The organism is Shigella sp. SIG3 (genome assembly GCF_053555855.1).
The window spans coordinates 18,612-38,775 of record NZ_JBQZXE010000010.1 but is presented as its reverse complement, the minus strand read 5'-3'; the positions used below and the strand labels follow the sequence as shown (position 1 = coordinate 38,775).

Sequence of the window (20,164 nt, the reverse complement as noted above, 5' to 3'; positions counted from 1 at the left end):
AAGTAAAAGGCGCAGGATTCTGCGCCTTTTTTATAGGTTTAAGACAATGAAAAAGCTGCAAATTGCGGTAGGTATTATTCGCAACGAGAACAATGAAATCTTTATAACACGTCGCGCAGCAGATGCGCACATGGCGAATAAACTGGAGTTTCCCGGCGGTAAAATTGAAATGGGCGAAACGCCGGAACAGGCGGTGGTGCGTGAACTTCAGGAAGAGGTCGGGATTACCCCACAACATTTTTCGCTATTTGAAAAACTGGAATATGAATTCCCGGACAGGCATATAACTCTGTGGTTCTGGCTGGTCGAAAGTTGGGAAGGGGTGCCGTGGGGTAAAGAAGGGCAACCCGGTGAGTGGATGTCGCTGGTCGGTCTTAATGCCGATGATTTTCCGCCAGCCAATGAACCGGTAATTGCGAAGCTTAAGCGTCTGTAGGTCGGATAAGGCGTTCACGCCGCATCCGACATTTGCACAAGATGCCTGATGCGACGCTGTCCGCGTCTTATCAGGCCTACGTGAGGCATCAGACAAATGTCACTGCTTTGGCTCTTCGCTCCAGTCATCGCTTTCGGAAAGATCGCCACTGCTGGGGATTCGTTTTTCTTCAGCAGCCCATTCTCCGAGGTCGATCAGCTGACAACGTTTGGAGCAAAATGGCCGAAACGGGCTGATTTCACCCCACACCACCGTTTTCCCGCAGGTTGGGCAATTCACCGTAATAGTTTCTGACATTTTTACTCCTTAGCAACAGGCCAGTTCGAAATCCAGACGTTCCGGTACCTGTCCGTTTTCAGTGTCCAGCGGCATAAAACGAATGGCAAAACGGCTCTTATGTCCGGAAATTTGCGGATAAAGCTGTGAATCGAGCGACAGATTCAGGCGCAGCAAGTCGGCATCGCCACCGTTATCCTGATAAAAACCATTCAGGCTGGTTTGTTTACGGAAGGGGGCCGACTGGCGAATTAAATCCAGCACCATGGTAAGTGCCTGGGTGAGCGGGTTCAGGCTGGCAATCCAGGTTTCTACCTGGCTGTCGCGCTGCGCCTGGGGTAGATGCAGCCAAATGTGCAATGTAGGTAAATCAAAGCTGCAACAGCCGCCTGGGATGCTCAGTCGCTGACGCACCAGAGCAATCAAACGATCTTCACGCAGAAATTGCCCGATACGCGGCGCGGAAATTAATACGCTCCCCGCCGCTTTTAACTGCTGAATTAATGCTTCAATACGGCTCTGGTCCACGCCAGGCACGCCAATCCAGGTCTGGAGTTTACGTTGCTGCCGGTTAAGTTCTTTCAACAGCTCAGTGCGGACTTCGCCGCGCTCGAAAACATCCAGTAATTCACTGACATTACGGAAGAAATGCAGCGCGCCAGCGTGGTCAACGATGGGTAAATTAACGGTGAGTTGCTGAATCAAAAACTCAATGCGCAGCCATGTACGCATTTTTTCATTTAGTGGATGTTCAAAAAGGACCTGGGTCTGCATTACGGTTTTTCCTGTGAGACAAACTGCGACGCAAGCTGCAAATAGTGTGCGTGCAGGCGGGCAACATCCGATGCGATAGCATCCGGTGCGCCGTTATTATCAATGACGTCATCTGCCACGGCAAGGCGGGCTTCGCGCGTTGCCTGAGCAGCAAGGATTTGTTCGACATGTTCGCGAGTTACATCATCGCGCTGCATGGTGCGCTTAAGTTGCGTTTCTGGGCTGACATCCACCACCAGCACTCGATTCGCTTTTTTATACAGTGAGTTTTCTATCAGCAATGGCACAACCCACAGTACATAGGGGGAAGTTGCTTGCTGGATCTGGTGTTGCGTCTCTTGCTGAATCAGCGGATGCAGCAGGTCGTTAAGCCAGTTTTTCTCTTCCGGGTTGGCGAAGATCCGCTCGCGCAAGGCCCGGCGCTGCAATGTTCCATCAGCAGCAATCATGTTTTCGCCAAAGTGATCAGCAATGGCATGTAGCGCAGGTGCACCTGGTTCAACCACCTGACGCGCAATAATATCGGCATCAATGACGTTAATTCCGAGATCAGCAAACGCATTGGCAACGGTACTCTTACCACTGCCAATGCCTCCCGTTAAGGCAACTATATACCCCATAATTTATATTCCCGGGAATTCATCATGATTATCAAAACGTTAAAAATGAGCGCGCGAAAGTGAAATTGATGAAACGTTCGCTCACTATTTACCAGGTAAATTTATGGGATTGTAGCGTAAAAAAAGACAATTTCGCAGTCTTGCGCCGCATTGATTAGTGCGTATGATAGCGTCACTGGAGTTGCGCTCTTACCCTTATAGCCATTAACCCCAGGAATCCGCACATGCGTATTGAAGAAGATCTGAAGTTAGGTTTTAAAGACGTTCTCATCCGCCCTAAACGCTCCACTCTTAAAAGCCGTTCCGATGTTGAACTGGAACGTCAATTCACCTTCAAACATTCAGGTCAGAGCTGGTCCGGCGTGCCGATTATCGCCGCAAATATGGACACCGTAGGCACATTTTCTATGGCCTCTGCGCTGGCTTCTTTTGATATTCTGACTGCTGTGCATAAACACTTTTCTGTCGAAGAGTGGCAAGCGTTTATCAACAATTCTTCCGCTGATGTGCTGAAACATGTGATGGTTTCTACCGGCACGTCTGATGCGGATTTCGAAAAAACTAAACAGATTCTCGACCTGAACCCGGCATTAAACTTCGTTTGTATTGATGTGGCGAATGGTTATTCCGAACACTTCGTGCAGTTCGTTGCGAAAGCGCGTGAAGCGTGGCCGACCAAAACCATTTGTGCTGGCAACGTAGTGACTGGTGAAATGTGTGAGGAGCTTATCCTCTCCGGTGCTGATATCGTTAAAGTTGGCATTGGCCCAGGTTCTGTTTGTACAACTCGCGTCAAAACAGGCGTCGGTTATCCGCAGCTTTCTGCGGTAATCGAATGTGCCGATGCGGCGCACGGTCTGGGCGGAATGATCGTCAGCGACGGTGGCTGTACCACGCCGGGCGATGTGGCGAAAGCCTTTGGCGGCGGTGCCGATTTCGTCATGCTTGGCGGCATGCTGGCGGGCCACGAAGAGAGCGGCGGTCGCATCGTTGAGGAGAACGGCGAGAAATTTATGCTGTTCTACGGCATGAGCTCCGAGTCTGCGATGAAACGTCACGTTGGCGGCGTTGCGGAATACCGCGCAGCAGAAGGTAAAACCGTCAAGCTGCCGCTGCGAGGCCCGGTTGAAAATACCGCGCGTGATATTTTGGGCGGCCTGCGTTCAGCTTGTACATACGTTGGGGCTTCACGCCTGAAAGAGCTGACCAAGCGCACCACGTTTATTCGTGTGCTGGAACAAGAAAACCGCATCTTCAACAACCTGTAATCTCCCAACGCTGGCGTGGAGCAACACGCCAGCGTTATCCCATCCCACTCATCGCATCGCCTAAATGGAAAATTGGCAGATACATTGCCACCACCAGCGTACCGATAATTCCTCCCGTTATGATCAGCAACGCCGGTTCCAGTAAGGCTGCGAGGTTATCCGCCAGCGCCATTGTGTTATCCCGATGATGATGGGCGAGGTTGTCTAACATGAGGTCCAGCGAGCCGGATGCCTCTCCTGTTCTCACTAATTGCAAACAGAGCGGGCTAAACTCACCGGCATTTTTTAGCGCCAGCCAGATGGGATGACCGTTACTGATATCGTGCTGGATTTGTGTCAGAAGTTGCACCCAGTACGGGCAGCGCATTGTTTCTCTGACGCTCTCTACGCCCTGTAAAAAAGTAATGCCTGCACTTTGTGTCAGCGCCAGAATCGTAAAGATCTGCGTGAGTTTTTGTCCCCTCATCAGTGAACCCATAATCGGGATGCGTAACAGCAATTTCTGCCGCGCGATAAGCCAGGTCGGGCGGCGCATCAGCAACTTATTGGCTATCGCCAGCAGAAAGCCGAACAACACCAGCAGCCAGCCCCATTCGCCACTAAAGTCTGCCAGCGTCATGATCCCCTGCGTTAGTGCCGGTAGTGGGGTGTTGAAGGTCTTATAGATAGCGGCAAACTCCGGCAGAACAAAATGCAGCATTGCCACAACCACCATGATTGCCATCGCTAAAATGATGATGGGATAACGCAACGCTGATTTCACTTTGTCGGTCAACTGACGCTGGGATTTTTGCTGACGCGCCAGTTCAAAGCAGCATTCATCCAGCTTACCGGTCAGTTCACCCGTGCGGATCATCGCCTGATAGAGCGGCGGAAATGCCTCTGACCAGGGTAATAAGGCATTGGAAAAAGCAATGCCCTGTTCGAGATCGTGCGCCAGCGATTGCAGCAACGCTTGCCATTGTTTACTGGGATGCTGTTCCGCCAGCAGAGCCAGCCCTTCAGAAAGCGTTAACCCGGCTTTAAGTAGCGTCGCCAGTTGATGAATGACTTCCGCGCTTTTATCTCCTCGCCACTGCGCAGAATTGATGGCGATTCGCTTCAGGCTTAGTGGGGTAACCATCTGTTGCTGTAGTGCCATAAGCAGTAAAGTACGGCTCTCTGCCCATAGCATCCCATCTTGCGCATTGCCGTCGCCGGTTATGCCATGCCAGCGCCAGAGTTGCTTACTTGCCATGCGGCATCCCCAGTACGCGGATTAACTCTTCAAAGGTGGTTAAGCCTTGCTCCACGGCCAGGCAGCCGTTTTCAAAAAGCGTACGCATACCCGCCTGTCGGGCGTGCGTTTCCAGCGATTCAACTTCAGTATTAGCGGAAATAAGCTGGCGTATGGCTGGTGTAATGGGCAGGACTTCAAACAAGGCGGTACGACCATAAAAACCGTGGTAGCAATGTACACAACCGGGTGCCTGCCAGTGGGGCAGCGGCGACGGCCATACAGTGTCTGGAATATGGATGGGCTCCCCTTGCTGTCGGCGACAATGTGGGCAAAGTTTACGTACCAGACGCTGGGCTATTACCAGCGTAAGCGCCGATGATAGCATCCAGCGGGCAACCCCCATTTGCTGTAAACGTACCAGCGTTTCAGTGGTGGAATTGGTGTGTAGCGTGGACAACACCAGGTGACCGGTTTGCACGGCTTTAATGGCAATTTCTGCCGTTTCGCCATCGCGGATCTCTCCGATCATGATGACGTCAGGATCCTGGCGCAATAACGCACGCAAAACACCCTGAAAGGTGAGCCCGGCACGCGGATGGATTTGCGTCTGGTTTAGTCCGGCTATGGGGATCTCAACCGGATCTTCGACGCTACAAATATTAATGTCAGCGGTATTCAGCGTTTGCAGGGCACTATAAAGCGTGACCGTTTTGCCGCTGCCTGTAGGGCCAGTTACCAGCACCAGTCCCTGTGGTTGTTGCAAGGCATGAGCAAAGTCCGCCAGTTGTAACGGCTGCATTCCCAGCGTGTTAACATCCAGTGCCTGGCTCACCTGCTGTAACAACCTTAATACCACCTTTTCACCACCCCGACATGGTAAGGTCGCAATACGAAATGAGACGGTGTTTCCTGCCAGTTCGACAGTGAATTGCCCGTCCTGCGGCAGGCGATGTTCCGCAATATCCAGGTTTCCCAGCACTTTTAATCTGGCTGTTAATGCGACTCCGGCATCCGGTGAAACATCCGGTAAAGGATGCAATACGCCGTCGATACGCAAGCGGATGCGGTAGGCATTGTCCGCTGGTTCGATATGAATATCAGACGCGCGTTGTTCCAGCGCAGATTGTAACGTTCGAGTCAGCAACTCTGCTTTGGGCTGATGCTTCTCCTGAACAGCTACGGGCAATGTCTGTTGTGTGCGACTGGCGTGACCTTCCATTTGTTGGCGCGTCCAGCAGGTGATCTCAATACGTTTGGTGGTAGCGAAATGCAATGCGTCCAGCAACTCATGTGAGGGGGCATCGACCACCGCAACATGAACCACTTCTTCGCTGGCATCCAGCAAGACTCCCTGATAACGCAGGCACAGGGCCGTGAGCTGTGGAATATTCATTGCCGCTCCTTAGTTGGCGTCATCAAAGCGGAAGACATCTTCGCAGGCTTGCTGCAATGCGCTGTCACTTTGAATATTGCAGTTGCGCGCCCAGCCGGTGACGCCGTTTGCGTTATCCCAACCTGGCGTCATGACGACGCTTAGCCCATTGAGACTTTCTTGCCCGGTCAGCGACACCACGCCCTTTGCCACACTCATGGCTGAAACATAGCGGGTGGTGGTAGGCGAGGGAATGCCATTGCTGCCACCGTCGCAGGTATCTAATCCACCATGTTCCAGCGCGCACAACTCTACGGCGGTACGGTAAGGCACAAAGGTTTGTAGCATGTCGGTGAGTGCGGCTTTGCGCAGGTAGTTTTGATAAGCGGGAATACCAATGGCGCTTAAAATGGCAATGATGCCAATAACCACCATCAGTTCGATAAGTGTAAAACCGCGTTGCTTGTCCATCTGTTTCGCTCCTTGATTTGGTTGGTGCTACTTTGGCAAACGCCATCAGCACAGGCGAGGGGCAAAAAACGAAACGGGAAAGCAGATTCCGAGGTTTTTTATTTCGTTGCAGCGAAAGACAAGAAATTTGCGAGGCGTTACGAAGAAAGTTGGGGAAGGGGAGATTATCCGCCCGCGATGGAGCGGATAAATCTGTCAGCAATTAGCGAAAACGCATTGAAAGGTCGAGTGCTTGTACGTGTTTAGTTAGCGCACCGACGGAGATAAAGTCCACGCCCGTTTCGGCAAATTCGCGCAGTGTTTTGTCAGTGACGTTGCCAGACACTTCCAGTAGCGCCTTGTCGTTGGTGCGTTTGACGGCTTCGCGCATCTGTTCTGTTTCGAAGTTATCCAGCATGATGATATCGGCTCCGGCTTTCAGGGCCTCATCAAGTTCTTCCAGATTCTCTACTTCGACTTCTACTGGCGCATCCGGATGCAGCCAGGACGCTTTTTCGACCGCCTGGCGCACTGAGCCGGAGGCAATAATATGGTTTTCTTTGATCAGGAAGGCATCAGAAAGCCCCAGACGGTGATTCGCTCCGCCGCCGCAAAGTACCGCGTATTTCAGAGCTGAACGCAGGCCAGGTAAGGTTTTGCGCGTATCCAACAACTGCGTGTTGGTGCCTTCCAGTAATTCGACATAGTGGCGTACCTTACTGGCAACTCCTGAAAGGGTTTGCACAAAATTAAGCGCAGTGCGTTCGCCCGTTAACAGCACGCGGGATGGGCCTTCAAGTTCGAACAAGGGTTGATTGGCGTTGATGACATCGCCGTCATCCACATGCCAGATTATGGTGACATCGTCGCCTGCCAGTTGAATAAACACCTCTTCAACCCAGCGTTTGCCACAAAATACGCCATTCTCGCGGGTGATCACCGTGGCATGAGAGCGAGAATTTTCCGGTAAAAGTTTTGCCGTAATGTCATTGTTGGCATCGACTGTTCCGCCTAAATCTTCCCGCAGCGCCTGGGCCACCGCGCCGGGGATATCGAGATTAATGCGTTCCAGCAGCTCGTCACGTCGGGTGTCAGGGTTGTAGCGGCGAGGCGGCATGTTAAAACTCCAGATAGCTAACGAATCATAAGGTAGAAACATGCTACTCTGAACCGGGTATTAGCACCACATATAAGGAGATCCTGCATGTTGTTAGAACAGGGGTGGCTGGTTGGCGCGCGCCGCGTTCCCTCACCACATTACGATTGCCGCCTGGATGACGAAACACCCACCCTGCTGGTGGTGCACAATATTAGCCTGCCGCCAGGCGAGTTTGGCGGTCCGTGGATCGACGCATTATTCACTGGAACTATTGATCCGCAGGCACATCCTTTCTTTGCTGAGATCGCCCATTTGCGCGTCTCCGCTCACTGTTTGATTCGCCGTGATGGTGAAATAGTCCAGTATGTTCCTTTCGATAAACGTGCCTGGCATGCGGGAGTCTCTCAGTATCAGGGGCGTGAACGCTGCAATGATTTTTCTATTGGGATTGAGCTTGAAGGCACCGATACTCTGGCGTATACCGATGCGCAGTATCAACAGCTTGCGGCGGTTACGCGGGCACTGATAGATCGCTATCCCGATATCGCTAATAACATGACGGGCCATTGTGATATTGCGCCGGATCGGAAAACCGATCCCGGTCCTGCATTTGATTGGGCACGGTTTCGTGCGCTGGTCAGCAAGGAGACAACATGACGCTATTTACAACCTTACTGGTGTTAATTTTCGAGCGCCTGTTTAAGTTGGGCGAGCACTGGCAGCTTGATCATCGTCTTGAAGCGTTCTTTCGGCGGGTGAAACATTTTTCTCTCGGGCGCACGTTAGGCATGACCATTATTGCGATGGGTGTGACTTTTTTACTGTTACGCGCATTGCAGGGAGTATTGTTCAACGTTCCCACGCTGCTGGTGTGGCTGCTGATTGGTTTGCTGTGTATTGGCGCAGGTAAAGTTCGTCTTCATTATCATGCTTATCTGACAGCTGCTTCACGTAATGATAGCCATGCCCGTGCCACGATGGCTGGCGAACTCACCATGATTCACGGCGTCCCGGCAGGCTGCGACGAACGTGAGTATTTGCGTGAGCTGCAAAATGCATTGCTGTGGATTAACTTTCGTTTTTATCTTGCACCGCTGTTCTGGCTGATTGTGGGGGGAACCTGGGGACCCGTTACGCTGATGGGGTATGCGTTCTTGCGTGCATGGCAATACTGGCTGGCGCGATACCAGACGCCGCATCATCGTTTACAGTCTGGCATTGATGCAGTGCTTCATGTACTGGATTGGGTGCCGGTTCGTCTTGCGGGTGTGGTATATGCCTTGATCGGTCATGGTGAGAAAGCGTTACCGGCCTGGTTTGCTTCGCTGGGTGATTTCCATACTTCGCAATATCAGGTATTAACGCGTCTGGCGCAGTTCTCTCTGGCGCGTGAACCGCATGTCGATAAGGTGGAGACGCCGAAGGCAGCGGTTTCAATGGCGAAGAAAACCTCGTTCGTGGTCGTGGTGGTGATTGCGCTACTGACGATTTACGGGGCGTTGGTGTAGAGATTATTGCCCTCACCCTGTACGGGTGAGGGCGTAGAGAGATTAATGCGCTTTTACGGCTTTGGCGGTTTTCTCTTTAAACAGATAGCCGATACCTAACACGATCAGCCATACCGGGATCAGGTATACCGAAATCGCCATTCCTGGGGTCATCAGCATAATCACCAGTACCGCCGCCATAAACAGCAGGCAGATCCAGTTACCCAGCGGATAAAGCAGAGCAGGGAAGCGAGTTACCACGCCTTGTTCCTGCTTGGCGCGACGGAACTTCATATGCGCCAGACTGATCATCGCCCAGTTGATCACCAGTGCGGATACCACCAGTGCCATTAACAGGCCAAATGCGGATTCCGGAGCAAGATAGTTAATCAATACGCACAATGCTGTAACCAGCGCAGACACCAGAATGGTGTTAACCGGTACGCCGCGTTTATCGACAGACGCCAGCGCTTTTGGCGCGTTCCCCTGTTGTGCCAGACCAAACAGCATACGGCTGTTGCAATATACGCAGCTGTTGTACACGGAGAGCGCCGCAGTCAGTACCACGATGTTCAGCGCATTCGCCACAAAGGTATCGCCTAACTCGTGGAAGATCAGCACAAACGGACTGGTATCGGCGGTAACGCGGGTCCACGGCATCAGTGAGAGCAGAACGGCTAACGAACCAATATAGAAAATCAGGATGCGGTAGATAACCTGGTTAGTTGCTTTCGGGATACTTTGCTCCGGGTTATCAGCTTCTGCTGCGGTGATCCCCACCAGTTCCAGACCACCGAACGAGAACATGATAATCGCCATCATCATCACCAGTCCGGTGAAGCCGTGCGGCAGGAAACCACCTTGATCCCACAGGTTGCTAACGCTCGCCTGCGGGCCGCCGTTGCCACTGAACAGCAGCCAGCCGCCGAAGATGATCATCGCTACTACCGCAATAACTTTGATAATGGCAAACCAGAACTCCATCTCGCCAAACACTTTAACGTTGGTCAGGTTGATGGCGTTAATCACCACAAAGAATACGGCGGCAGAAACCCAGGTTGGGATTTCCGGATACCAGAACTGAATGTATTTACCCACGGCAGTCAGCTCTGCCATGGCAACTAAAACGTACAGTACCCAGTAGTTCCAGCCAGAGGCGAAACCGGCAAAACTGCCCCAGTATTTATAAGCAAAGTGGCTAAAGGAGCCTGCGACAGGTTCTTCGACCACCATTTCACCCAGCTGACGCATGATCAGAAAGGCGATAAAACCAGCAATGGCGTAACCCAGGATAATCCCTGGCCCTGCGGACTGTATTACGGAGGCGCTACCCAGGAATAGCCCTGTCCCTATCGCGCCACCCAGCGCGATAAGCTGAATATGGCGGTTTTTAAGGCCGCGCTTTAGCTGCTCGCCGTGCTGTTGACCTTCCATCATGAAACCTCGTGCGGTGATTGTTTTTTTGATCTACGCAGTGATGCGTGTGTAAGTTTGCAATTCCGTTTGTTGTATTGATTTATTTACATCAAGGAAGTTTGAATTGTTACAAAAAGACTTCCGTCAGATCAAGAATAATGGTATGCGGCAGCGAATGCACCCGCTTTATGCATGGTTGAAGATGAGTTGCTTAAAAAGAAACCGTTTGTAAAGCTCAGCCTCAACCCCTCTCAATATGCAGAGTGAATTTAAATTCGTTTTTATTGACTTAAAAATCAAAAAATTGGTAAGTGAATCGGTTCAATTCGGATTTTTATAGTTTAATAATCGTTAAAAAATCCCTTTCCTACGTAAAGTCTACATTTGTGCATAGTTACAACTTTGAAACGTTATATATGTCAAGTTGTTAAAATGTGCACAGTTTCATGATTTCAATCAAAACCTGTATGGACATAAGGTGAATACTTTGTTACTTTAGCGTCACAGACATGAAATTGGTAAGACCAATTGACTTCGGCAAGTGGCTTAAGACAGGAACTCATGGCCTACAGCAAAATCCGCCAACCAAAACTCTCCGATGTGATTGAGCAGCAACTGGAGTTTTTGATCCTCGAAGGCACTCTCCGCCCGGGCGAAAAACTCCCACCGGAACGCGAACTGGCAAAACAGTTCGACGTCTCCCGTCCCTCCTTGCGTGAGGCGATTCAACGTCTCGAAGCGAAGGGCTTGTTGCTTCGTCGCCAGGGTGGCGGCACTTTTGTCCAGAGCAGCCTATGGCAAAGCTTCAGCGATCCGCTGGTGGAGCTGCTCTCCGACCATCCTGAATCACAGTATGACTTGCTCGAAACACGACACGCCCTGGAAGGTATCGCCGCTTATTACGCCGCGCTGCGTAGTACCGATGAAGACAAGGAACGCATCCGTGAACTCCACCACGCCATAGAGCTGGCGCAGCAGTCTGGCGATCTGGACGCGGAATCAAACGCCGTACTCCAGTATCAGATTGCCGTCACCGAAGCGGCCCACAATGTGGTTCTGCTTCATCTGCTAAGGTGTATGGAGCCGATGTTGGCCCAGAATGTCCGCCAGAACTTCGAATTGCTCTATTCGCGTCGCGAGATGCTGCCGCTGGTGAGTAGTCACCGCACCCGCATATTTGAAGCGATTATGGCCGGTAAGCCGGAAGAAGCGCGCGAAGCATCGCATCGCCATCTGGCCTTTATCGAAGAAATTTTGCTCGACAGAAGCCGTGAAGAGAGCCGCCGTGAGCGTTCTCTGCGTCGTCTGGAGCAACGAAAGAATTAGTGATTTTTCTGGTAAAAATTATCCAGAAGATGTTGTAAATCAAGCGCATATAAAAGCGCGGTAACTAAACGTAGAACCTGTCTTATTGAGCTTTCTGGCGAGAGTTCAATGGGACAGGTTCCAGAAAACTCAACGTTATTAGATAGATAAGGAATAACCCATGTCAGAACGTTTCCCAAATGACGTGGATCCGATCGAAACTCGCGACTGGCTCCAGGCGATCGAATCGGTCATCCGTGAAGAAGGTGTTGAGCGTGCTCAGTATCTGATCGACCAACTGCTTGCTGAAGCCCGCAAAGGCGGTGTAAACGTAGCCGCAGGCACAGGTATCAGCAACTACATCAACACCATCCCCGTTGAAGAACAACCGGAGTATCCGGGTAATCTGGAACTGGAACGCCGTATTCGTTCAGCTATCCGCTGGAACGCCATCATGACGGTGCTGCGTGCGTCGAAAAAAGACCTCGAACTGGGCGGCCACATGGCGTCCTTCCAGTCTTCCGCAACCATTTATGATGTGTGCTTTAACCACTTCTTCCGTGCACGCAACGAGCAGGATGGCGGCGACCTGGTTTACTTCCAGGGCCACATCTCCCCGGGCGTTTACGCCCGTGCTTTCCTGGAAGGTCGTCTGACTCAGGAGCAGCTGGATAACTTCCGTCAGGAAGTTCACGGCAATGGCCTCTCTTCCTATCCGCACCCGAAACTGATGCCGGAATTCTGGCAGTTCCCGACCGTATCTATGGGTCTGGGTCCGATTGGTGCTATTTACCAGGCTAAATTCCTGAAATATCTGGAACACCGTGGCCTGAAAGATACCTCTAAACAGACCGTTTACGCGTTCCTCGGCGACGGTGAAATGGACGAACCGGAATCCAAAGGTGCGATCACCATCGCTACCCGTGAAAAACTGGATAACCTGGTTTTCGTTATCAACTGTAACCTGCAGCGTCTTGACGGCCCGGTCACCGGTAACGGCAAGATCATCAACGAACTGGAAGGCATCTTCGAAGGTGCTGGCTGGAACGTGATCAAAGTGATGTGGGGTAGCCGTTGGGATGAACTGCTGCGTAAAGATACCAGCGGTAAACTGATCCAGCTGATGAACGAAACCGTTGACGGCGACTACCAGACCTTCAAATCGAAAGATGGTGCGTACGTTCGTGAACACTTCTTCGGTAAATATCCTGAAACCGCAGCACTGGTTGCAGACTGGACTGACGAGCAGATCTGGGCACTGAACCGTGGTGGTCACGATCCGAAGAAAATCTACGCTGCATTCAAGAAAGCGCAGGAAACCAAAGGCAAAGCGACAGTAATCCTTGCTCATACCATTAAAGGTTACGGCATGGGCGACGCGGCTGAAGGTAAAAACATCGCGCACCAGGTTAAGAAAATGAACATGGACGGCGTGCGTCACATCCGCGACCGTTTCAATGTGCCGGTGTCTGATGCAGATATCGAAAAACTGCCGTACATCACCTTCCCGGAAGGTTCTGAAGAGCATACCTATCTGCACGCTCAGCGTCAGAAACTGCACGGTTATCTGCCAAGCCGTCAGCCGAACTTCACCGAGAAGCTTGAGCTGCCGAGCCTGCAAGACTTCGGCGCGCTGCTGGAAGAGCAGAGCAAAGAGCTCTCTACCACTATCGCTTTCGTTCGTGCTCTGAACGTGATGCTGAAGAACAAGTCGATCAAAGATCGTCTGGTACCGATCATCGCCGACGAAGCGCGTACTTTCGGTATGGAAGGTCTGTTCCGTCAGATTGGTATTTACAGCCCGAACGGTCAGCAGTACACCCCGCAGGACCGCGAGCAGGTTGCTTACTATAAAGAAGACGAGAAAGGTCAGATTCTGCAGGAAGGGATCAACGAGCTGGGCGCAGGGTGTTCCTGGCTGGCAGCGGCGACCTCTTACAGCACGAACAATCTGCCGATGATCCCATTCTACATCTATTACTCGATGTTCGGCTTCCAGCGTATCGGCGATCTGTGCTGGGCGGCTGGAGACCAGCAAGCGCGTGGCTTCCTGATCGGCGGTACTTCCGGTCGTACCACCCTGAACGGTGAAGGTCTGCAGCACGAAGATGGTCACAGCCACATTCAGTCGCTGACTATCCCGAACTGTATCTCTTACGACCCGGCTTACGCTTACGAAGTTGCTGTCATTATGCATGACGGTCTGGAGCGTATGTACGGTGAAAAACAAGAGAACGTTTACTACTACATCACTACGCTGAACGAAAACTACCACATGCCGGCAATGCCGGAAGGTGCTGAGGAAGGTATCCGTAAAGGTATCTACAAACTCGAAACCATTGAAGGTAGCAAAGGTAAAGTTCAGCTGCTGGGCTCCGGTTCCATCCTGCGTCACGTCCGTGAAGCGGCAGAGATCCTGGCGAAAGATTACGGCGTAGGTTCTGACGTTTATAGCGTGACCTCCTTCACCGAGCTGGCGCGTGATGGTCAGGATTGTGAACGCTGGAACATGCTGCATCCGCTGGAAACTCCGCGCGTTCCGTATATCGCTCAGGTGATGAACGACGCGCCGGCAGTGGCATCTACCGACTATATGAAACTGTTCGCTGAGCAGGTCCGTACTTACGTACCGGCTGACGACTATCGCGTACTGGGTACTGATGGCTTCGGTCGTTCCGACAGCCGTGAGAACCTGCGTCACCACTTCGAAGTTGATGCTTCTTATGTCGTGGTTGCGGCGCTGGGCGAACTGGCTAAACGTGGCGAAATCGATAAGAAAGTGGTTGCTGACGCAATCGCCAAATTCAACATCGATGCAGATAAAGTTAACCCGCGTCTGGCGTAAGAGGTAAAAGAATAATGGCTATCGAAATCAAAGTACCGGACATCGGGGCTGATGAAGTTGAAATCACCGAGATCCTGGTCAAAGTGGGCGACAAAGTTGAAGCCGAACAGTCGCTGATCACCGTAGAAGGCGACAAAGCCTCTATGGAAGTTCCATCTCCGCAGGCGGGTATCGTTAAAGAGATCAAAGTCTCTGTTGGCGATAAAACCCAGACCGGCGCACTGATTATGATTTTCGATTCCGCCGACGGTGCAGCAGACGCTGCACCTGCTCAGGCAGAAGAGAAGAAAGAAGCAGCTCCGGTAGCAGCACCCGCGGCTGCGGCGGCAAAAGACGTTAACGTTCCGGATATCGGCAGCGACGAAGTTGAAGTGACCGAAATCCTGGTGAAAGTTGGCGATAAAGTTGAAGCTGAACAGTCGCTGATCACCGTAGAAGGCGACAAGGCTTCTATGGAAGTTCCGGCTCCGTTTGCAGGTACCGTGAAAGAGATCAAAGTGAACGTGGGTGACAAAGTGTCTACCGGCTCGCTGATTATGGTCTTCGAAGTCGCGGGTGAAGCAGGCGCGGCAGCTCCGGCGGCTAAACAGGAAGCGACTCCGGCAGCGACCCCCGCACCAGCAGCTGGCGTGAAAGAAGTTAACGTTCCGGATATCGGCGGTGACGAAGTTGAAGTGACCGAAGTGATGGTGAAAGTGGGCGACAAAGTTGCCGCTGAACAGTCACTGATTACCGTAGAAGGCGATAAAGCTTCTATGGAAGTTCCGGCTCCGTTTGCAGGCGTCGTGAAGGAACTGAAAGTCAACGTTGGCGATAAAGTGAAAACTGGTTCGCTGATTATGATCTTCGAAGTTGAAGGCGCAGCACCTGCGGCAGCTCCTGCGAAACAGGAAGCGGCAGCGCCGGCTCCGGCAGCAAAAGCTGAAGCTCCGGCAGCAGCTCCGGCTGCGAAAGCGGAAGGCAAATCTGAATTTGCTGAAAACGACGCTTACGTTCACGCGACCCCGCTGATCCGCCGTCTGGCACGCGAGTTTGGCGTTAACCTGGCGAAAGTGAAGGGCACTGGCCGTAAAGGTCGTATCCTGCGCGAAGACGTTCAGGCTTACGTGAAAGAAGCTATCAAACGTGCAGAAGCAGCTCCGGCGGCGACTGGCGGTGGTATCCCTGGCATGCTGCCGTGGCCGAAGGTGGACTTCAGCAAGTTTGGCGAAATCGAAGAAGTGGAACTGGGCCGTATCCAGAAAATTTCTGGTGCTAACCTGAGCCGTAACTGGGTGATGATCCCGCATGTTACCCACTTCGACAAAACCGATATCACCGAGCTGGAAGCGTTCCGTAAACAGCAGAACGAAGAAGCGGCGAAACGTAAGCTGGATGTGAAGATCACCCCGGTTGTCTTCATCATGAAAGCCGTTGCTGCAGCTCTTGAGCAGATGCCTCGCTTCAATAGTTCGCTGTCGGAAGACGGTCAGCGTCTGACCCTGAAGAAATACATCAACATCGGTGTGGCGGTGGATACCCCGAACGGTCTGGTTGTTCCGGTATTCAAAGACGTCAACAAGAAAGGCATCATCGAGCTGTCTCGCGAGCTGATGACTATTTCTAAGAAAGCGCGTGACGGTAAGCTGACTGCGGGCGAAATGCAGGGCGGTTGCTTCACCATCTCCAGCATCGGCGGCCTGGGTACTACCCACTTCGCGCCGATTGTGAACGCGCCGGAAGTGGCTATCCTCGGCGTTTCCAAGTCCGCGATGGAGCCGGTGTGGAATGGTAAAGAGTTCGTGCCGCGTCTGATGCTGCCGATTTCTCTCTCCTTCGACCACCGCGTGATCGACGGTGCTGATGGTGCCCGTTTCATTACCATCATTAACAACACGCTGTCTGACATTCGCCGTCTGGTGATGTAAGTAAAAGAGCCGGCCCAACGGCCGGCTTTTTTCTGGTAATCTCATGAATGTATTGAGGTTATTAGCGAATAGACAAATCGGTTGCCGTTTGTTGTTTAAAAATTGTTAACAATTTTGTAAAATACCGACGGATAGAACGACCCGGTGGTGGTTAGGGTATTACTTCACATACCCTATGGATTTCTGGGTGCAGCAAGGTAGCAAGCGCCAGAATCCCCAGGAGCTTACATAAGTAAGTGACTGGGGTGAGGGCGTGAAGCTAACGCCGCTGCGGCCTGAAAGACGACGGGTATGACCGCCGGAGATAAATATATAGAGGTCATGATGAGTACTGAAATCAAAACTCAGGTCGTGGTACTTGGGGCAGGCCCCGCAGGTTACTCCGCTGCCTTCCGTTGCGCTGATTTAGGTCTGGAAACCGTAATCGTAGAACGTTACAACACCCTTGGCGGTGTTTGCCTGAACGTCGGCTGTATCCCTTCTAAAGCACTGCTGCACGTAGCAAAAGTTATCGAAGAAGCCAAAGCGCTGGCTGAACACGGTATCGTCTTCGGCGAACCGAAAACCGATATTGACAAGATTCGTACCTGGAAAGAGAAAGTGATCAATCAGCTGACCGGTGGTCTGGCTGGTATGGCGAAAGGCCGCAAAGTCAAAGTGGTCAACGGTCTGGGTAAATTCACCGGGGCTAACACCCTGGAAGTTGAAGGTGAGAACGGCAAAACCGTGATCAACTTCGACAATGCGATCATTGCAGCGGGTTCTCGCCCGATCCAACTGCCGTTTATTCCGCATGAAGATCCGCGTATCTGGGACTCCACTGACGCGCTGGAACTGAAAGAAGTGCCAGAACGCCTGCTGGTAATGGGTGGCGGTATCATCGGTCTGGAAATGGGCACCGTTTACCACGCGCTGGGTTCACAGATTGACGTGGTTGAAATGTTCGACCAGGTTATCCCGGCAGCTGACAAAGACATCGTTAAAGTCTTCACCAAGCGTATCAGCAAGAAATTCAACCTGATGCTGGAAACCAAAGTTACCGCCGTTGAAGCGAAAGAAGACGGTATTTATGTGACGATGGAAGGCAAAAAAGCACCAGCTGAACCGCAGCGTTACGACGCCGTGCTGGTAGCGATTGGTCGTGTGCCGAACGGTAAAAACCTCGACGCAGGCAAAGCTGGCGTGGAAGTTGACGACCGTGGTTTCATCCGCGTTGACAAACAGCTGCGTACCAACGTACCGCACATCTTTGCTATCGGCGATATCGTCGGTCAGCCGATGCTGGCACACAAAGGTGTTCACGAAGGTCACGTTGCCGCTGAAGTTATCGCCGGTAAGAAACACTACTTCGATCCGAAAGTTATCCCGTCCATCGCCTATACCGAACCAGAAGTTGCATGGGTAGGTCTGACTGAGAAAGAAGCGAAAGAGAAAGGCATCAGCTATGAAACCGCCACCTTCCCGTGGGCTGCTTCTGGTCGTGCTATCGCTTCTGACTGCGCAGACGGTATGACCAAGCTGATTTTCGACAAAGAATCTCACCGCGTGATCGGTGGTGCGATTGTTGGTACCAACGGCGGCGAGCTGCTGGGTGAAATCGGGCTGGCAATCGAAATGGGTTGTGATGCTGAAGACATCGCACTGACCATCCACGCGCACCCGACTCTGCACGAGTCTGTGGGCCTGGCGGCAGAAGTGTTCGAAGGTAGCATTACCGACCTGCCGAACCCGAACCCGAAAGCGAAGAAGAAGTAATTTTTCGTTTGCCGGAACATCCGGCAATTAAAAAAGCGGCTAACCACGCCGCTTTTTTTACGTCTGCAATTTACCTTTCCAGTCTTCTTGCTCCACGTTCAGAGAGACGTTCGCGTACTGTTGACCGTTGCTCGTTATTCAGCCTGACAGTATGGTTACTGTCGTTTAGACGTTGTGGGCGGCTCTCCTGAACTTTCTCCCGAAAAACCTGACGTTGTTCAGGTGATGCCGATTGTATACGCTGGCGGGCGTTATCACGTTGCTGTTGGTTCAGTGGGCGCTGCTGTACTTTTTCCTTAAACACCTGGCGCTGTTCGGGAGTTGCAGACTGAATACGCTCACGCGCTGCCTCTCTTCGCTGCTGGTTCTGCGGGTTAGTCTGCATTTTCTCGCGAACCGCCTGGCGCTGCTCAGGCGAGGCGGACTGAATACGCTGGCGCGCTGCCTCCCTTCGCTGCTGGATCTGCGGGTTAGTCTGCATTTTCTCGCGGACTGCCTGGCGCTGCTCAGGAGAGGCCGACTGATAACGCTGACGAGCGGCGTCCTTTTGCTGCTGGGTCAGTGGTTGGCGACGGCTGAAGTCGCGGAAGTCGTCATAGCTCCCATAGTGTTCAGCTTCATTAAACCGCTGTGCCGCTGCCTGACGTTGGGTATCTCGTGTAATGACGGGGGCGGCGTGTGTTCGTTGCTGAAACTGACTTGCTGTCGCCTGACGCTGGCTGTCGCGTGTTGGAGCAGGTAGCTGCGTGGCACTCATTCCGCCGTTGACATCGGTTTGATGAAACCGCTTTGCCATATCCTGATCATGATAGGGCACACCATTACGGTAGTTTGGATTGTGCCGCCATGCCATATTCTTATCAGTAAGATGCTCACCGGTGATACTGTTGAAATTGTTGACGTCGATATTGATGTTGTCGCCGTTGTGTTGCCAGCCATTACTGTCACGATGACCGCCATCGTGGTGATGATAATCATCATCGTCATGATGATGATGGTCATGATCGTCGTCATCCCAGTCGATGCTGCTGAATAGTGCGTACGTGGTAGCAACGCCCATGCTATAGCCGAATCCGCGCACAAAGCTGTCAACAAACGGTTCTCCGGCTGGTGGTGGCAGATAAACCGGCGGATACGCAGTATTGGCCCAGTTCCCGTAAACCACGGTTGGGTTGTAGTTGGGAATATAGACCACATCAGGATTGGCGGGCTCAATGGAAATGACGGTTGTTGCCGGCTCTGTAATGACGGGGTTGGCAGTTAAAACGGTATTGGATGGTATGACGGGTGCCGTGACTGTCTGTTTTACCGGTACAGCTTTCTTCGTTGTGGTAATAACTTTCTGTTCGGTTGATGACTTCAGCGAGCCGGTTTGTTGCGCCAGTTGCCGCAATCGCTGTACCGAGTCCATCACGTCCTGCGGCTGCGCCAGAAAAGCATCGCCCAGGTTTTGCACCCATTGCGGGTTTTCGCCCATCAATGCCATCAATTGTGGAAAGGCCACCAGTGATTTAACGCTGGCGTCCCACGGCTGGTCAGATACCGCCTGAATAGCAGCATCGCCTTGTTTAAGTGGATTATCGTGCGACCATTGCACTGCTTGAGCAACGTTTGTCGGATAGGTTGATGCCATCAGCACCTGCGAAAGTAGGGCGTCGGGATACAGCGCGACGGGTGCGACCCATTGATCTATTTGTGCAGTGCTGAATGCGGATTTGACGACTGCGGGTATTACGGGAGGTGCGGAAACCGTTGCAGGAAGCGTAACAGCGGCAGCGTCAGACACAGCCAGTTGTGTCGATTGCGGTTCTACAGGCGCTTCCACTGTGCGGCTTTTTATATATAGCCCGGCAGAGGCAGCACAAAGCCCGGCACTGCAAATTAGCGCCAGCACATGGGGTTTAAACGGCAAAGTCATTTTCATAATTCGGATCT

At 52.2% G+C, this 20,164-nt stretch carries 17 protein-coding genes and 1 pseudogene; 9 read left to right on the top strand and 9 right to left on the bottom strand.

From position 1 onward, the window contains the following. Window positions 1-46: 46 nt before the first annotated feature. Window positions 47-436 carry an 8-oxo-dGTP diphosphatase MutT gene (mutT, locus tag ACUU1I_RS04030; RefSeq protein WP_000736027.1) on the top strand — a complete coding sequence of 130 codons (390 nt, stop codon included), beginning with the start codon at window positions 47-49 and terminating at the stop codon, window positions 434-436. A gap of 99 nt (window positions 437-535) precedes the next feature. Here the strand turns inward: mutT and yacG are convergent, their stop codons facing one another. From yacG to coaE, 3 genes are read right to left on the bottom strand one after another with little or no spacing between them, the layout of a single operon-like run. Further along, a complete protein-coding gene (gene yacG, locus ACUU1I_RS04025; RefSeq protein WP_000005042.1) occupies window positions 536-733 on the bottom strand; it encodes a DNA gyrase inhibitor YacG in 198 nt (65 codons plus the stop codon). A gap of 9 nt (window positions 734-742) precedes the next feature. After that, window positions 743-1,486 carry a cell division protein ZapD gene (zapD, locus tag ACUU1I_RS04020; RefSeq protein ID WP_001194737.1) on the bottom strand — a complete coding sequence of 248 codons (744 nt, stop codon included), beginning with the start codon at window positions 1,484-1,486 and terminating at the stop codon, window positions 743-745. After that, window positions 1,486-2,106, bottom strand: a complete 621-nt coding sequence (coaE, locus tag ACUU1I_RS04015; RefSeq protein WP_000540595.1) for a dephospho-CoA kinase — start codon at window positions 2,104-2,106, stop codon at window positions 1,486-1,488. The genes zapD and coaE overlap by 1 nt, the downstream gene beginning before the upstream one ends. Before the next feature lie 24 nt (window positions 2,107-2,130). Here coaE and ACUU1I_RS04010 point away from each other — a divergent pair. Next, window positions 2,131-2,169: pseudogene (locus ACUU1I_RS04010) on the top strand (hypothetical protein). Window positions 2,170-2,330: 161 nt separating this feature from the next. Continuing rightward, complete coding sequence (gene guaC / locus ACUU1I_RS04005) at window positions 2,331-3,374, top strand: GMP reductase (protein WP_001217322.1); 1,044 nt, start codon at window positions 2,331-2,333, stop codon at window positions 3,372-3,374. 34 nt (window positions 3,375-3,408) lie between these two features. Here guaC and hofC read toward each other — a convergent pair whose 3' ends face one another. From hofC to nadC, 4 genes are all read right to left on the bottom strand, one after another. Next, window positions 3,409-4,611: a protein transport protein HofC gene (gene hofC, locus ACUU1I_RS04000; protein ID WP_000157258.1), complete on the bottom strand. Its 1,203-nt coding sequence runs from the start codon at window positions 4,609-4,611 to the stop codon at window positions 3,409-3,411. Continuing rightward, entirely contained in the window at window positions 4,601-5,986 is a 1,386-nt protein-coding gene (gene gspE, locus ACUU1I_RS03995) for a type II secretion system protein GspE (RefSeq protein ID WP_001025208.1), read from the bottom strand. Before gspE ends, hofC begins: the two co-directional genes overlap by 11 nt. Before the next feature lie 9 nt (window positions 5,987-5,995). Next, complete coding sequence (ppdD, locus tag ACUU1I_RS03990; protein WP_000360900.1) at window positions 5,996-6,436, bottom strand: prepilin peptidase-dependent pilin; 441 nt, start codon at window positions 6,434-6,436, stop codon at window positions 5,996-5,998. 202 nt (window positions 6,437-6,638) lie between these two features. After that, complete coding sequence (gene nadC, locus ACUU1I_RS03985) at window positions 6,639-7,532, bottom strand: carboxylating nicotinate-nucleotide diphosphorylase (protein WP_001135166.1); 894 nt, start codon at window positions 7,530-7,532, stop codon at window positions 6,639-6,641. Window positions 7,533-7,619: 87 nt separating this feature from the next. On the opposite strand from nadC, the gene ampD reads away from it, so the two are divergent. Together ampD and ampE are read left to right on the top strand one after the other, a co-directional pair. Continuing rightward, window positions 7,620-8,171 carry a 1,6-anhydro-N-acetylmuramyl-L-alanine amidase AmpD gene (ampD, locus tag ACUU1I_RS03980; protein WP_000923711.1) on the top strand — a complete coding sequence of 184 codons (552 nt, stop codon included), beginning with the start codon at window positions 7,620-7,622 and terminating at the stop codon, window positions 8,169-8,171. Next, entirely contained in the window at window positions 8,168-9,022 is an 855-nt protein-coding gene (ampE, locus tag ACUU1I_RS03975; protein WP_000172005.1) for a beta-lactamase regulator AmpE, read from the top strand. Before ampD ends, ampE begins: the two co-directional genes overlap by 4 nt. A 42-nt stretch (window positions 9,023-9,064) precedes the next feature. On the opposite strand, the gene aroP is transcribed toward ampE, so the two are convergent. After that, a complete protein-coding gene (gene aroP, locus ACUU1I_RS03970) occupies window positions 9,065-10,438 on the bottom strand; it encodes an aromatic amino acid transporter AroP (RefSeq protein WP_000969912.1) in 1,374 nt (457 codons plus the stop codon). 540 nt (window positions 10,439-10,978) lie between these two features. Between aroP and pdhR the strand changes: the two genes are divergently transcribed. The 4 genes from pdhR to lpdA all read left to right on the top strand — a co-directional run bounded on the left by pdhR (window position 10,979) and on the right by lpdA (window position 18,229). After that, the gene (gene pdhR / locus ACUU1I_RS03965; RefSeq protein ID WP_000331776.1) at window positions 10,979-11,743 is read left to right on the top strand and encodes a pyruvate dehydrogenase complex transcriptional repressor PdhR; all 765 of its coding nucleotides are present in this window, start codon (window positions 10,979-10,981) and stop codon (window positions 11,741-11,743) included. 160 nt (window positions 11,744-11,903) lie between these two features. Further along, on the top strand, window positions 11,904-14,567 hold the full coding sequence (aceE, locus tag ACUU1I_RS03960) for a pyruvate dehydrogenase (acetyl-transferring), homodimeric type (RefSeq protein WP_000003825.1): 2,664 nt from the start codon (window positions 11,904-11,906) through the stop codon (window positions 14,565-14,567). A gap of 14 nt (window positions 14,568-14,581) precedes the next feature. Next, the gene (gene aceF, locus ACUU1I_RS03955; RefSeq protein WP_000963557.1) at window positions 14,582-16,474 is read left to right on the top strand and encodes a pyruvate dehydrogenase complex dihydrolipoyllysine-residue acetyltransferase; all 1,893 of its coding nucleotides are present in this window, start codon (window positions 14,582-14,584) and stop codon (window positions 16,472-16,474) included. A gap of 324 nt (window positions 16,475-16,798) precedes the next feature. Beyond that, entirely contained in the window at window positions 16,799-18,229 is a 1,431-nt protein-coding gene (lpdA, locus tag ACUU1I_RS03950) for a dihydrolipoyl dehydrogenase (protein ID WP_005066017.1), read from the top strand. A gap of 70 nt (window positions 18,230-18,299) precedes the next feature. Here lpdA and ACUU1I_RS03945 read toward each other — a convergent pair whose 3' ends face one another. Then, window positions 18,300-20,153 carry a DUF3300 domain-containing protein gene (locus tag ACUU1I_RS03945; RefSeq protein ID WP_000784430.1) on the bottom strand — a complete coding sequence of 618 codons (1,854 nt, stop codon included), beginning with the start codon at window positions 20,151-20,153 and terminating at the stop codon, window positions 18,300-18,302. Window positions 20,154-20,164: the final 11 nt, after the last annotated feature.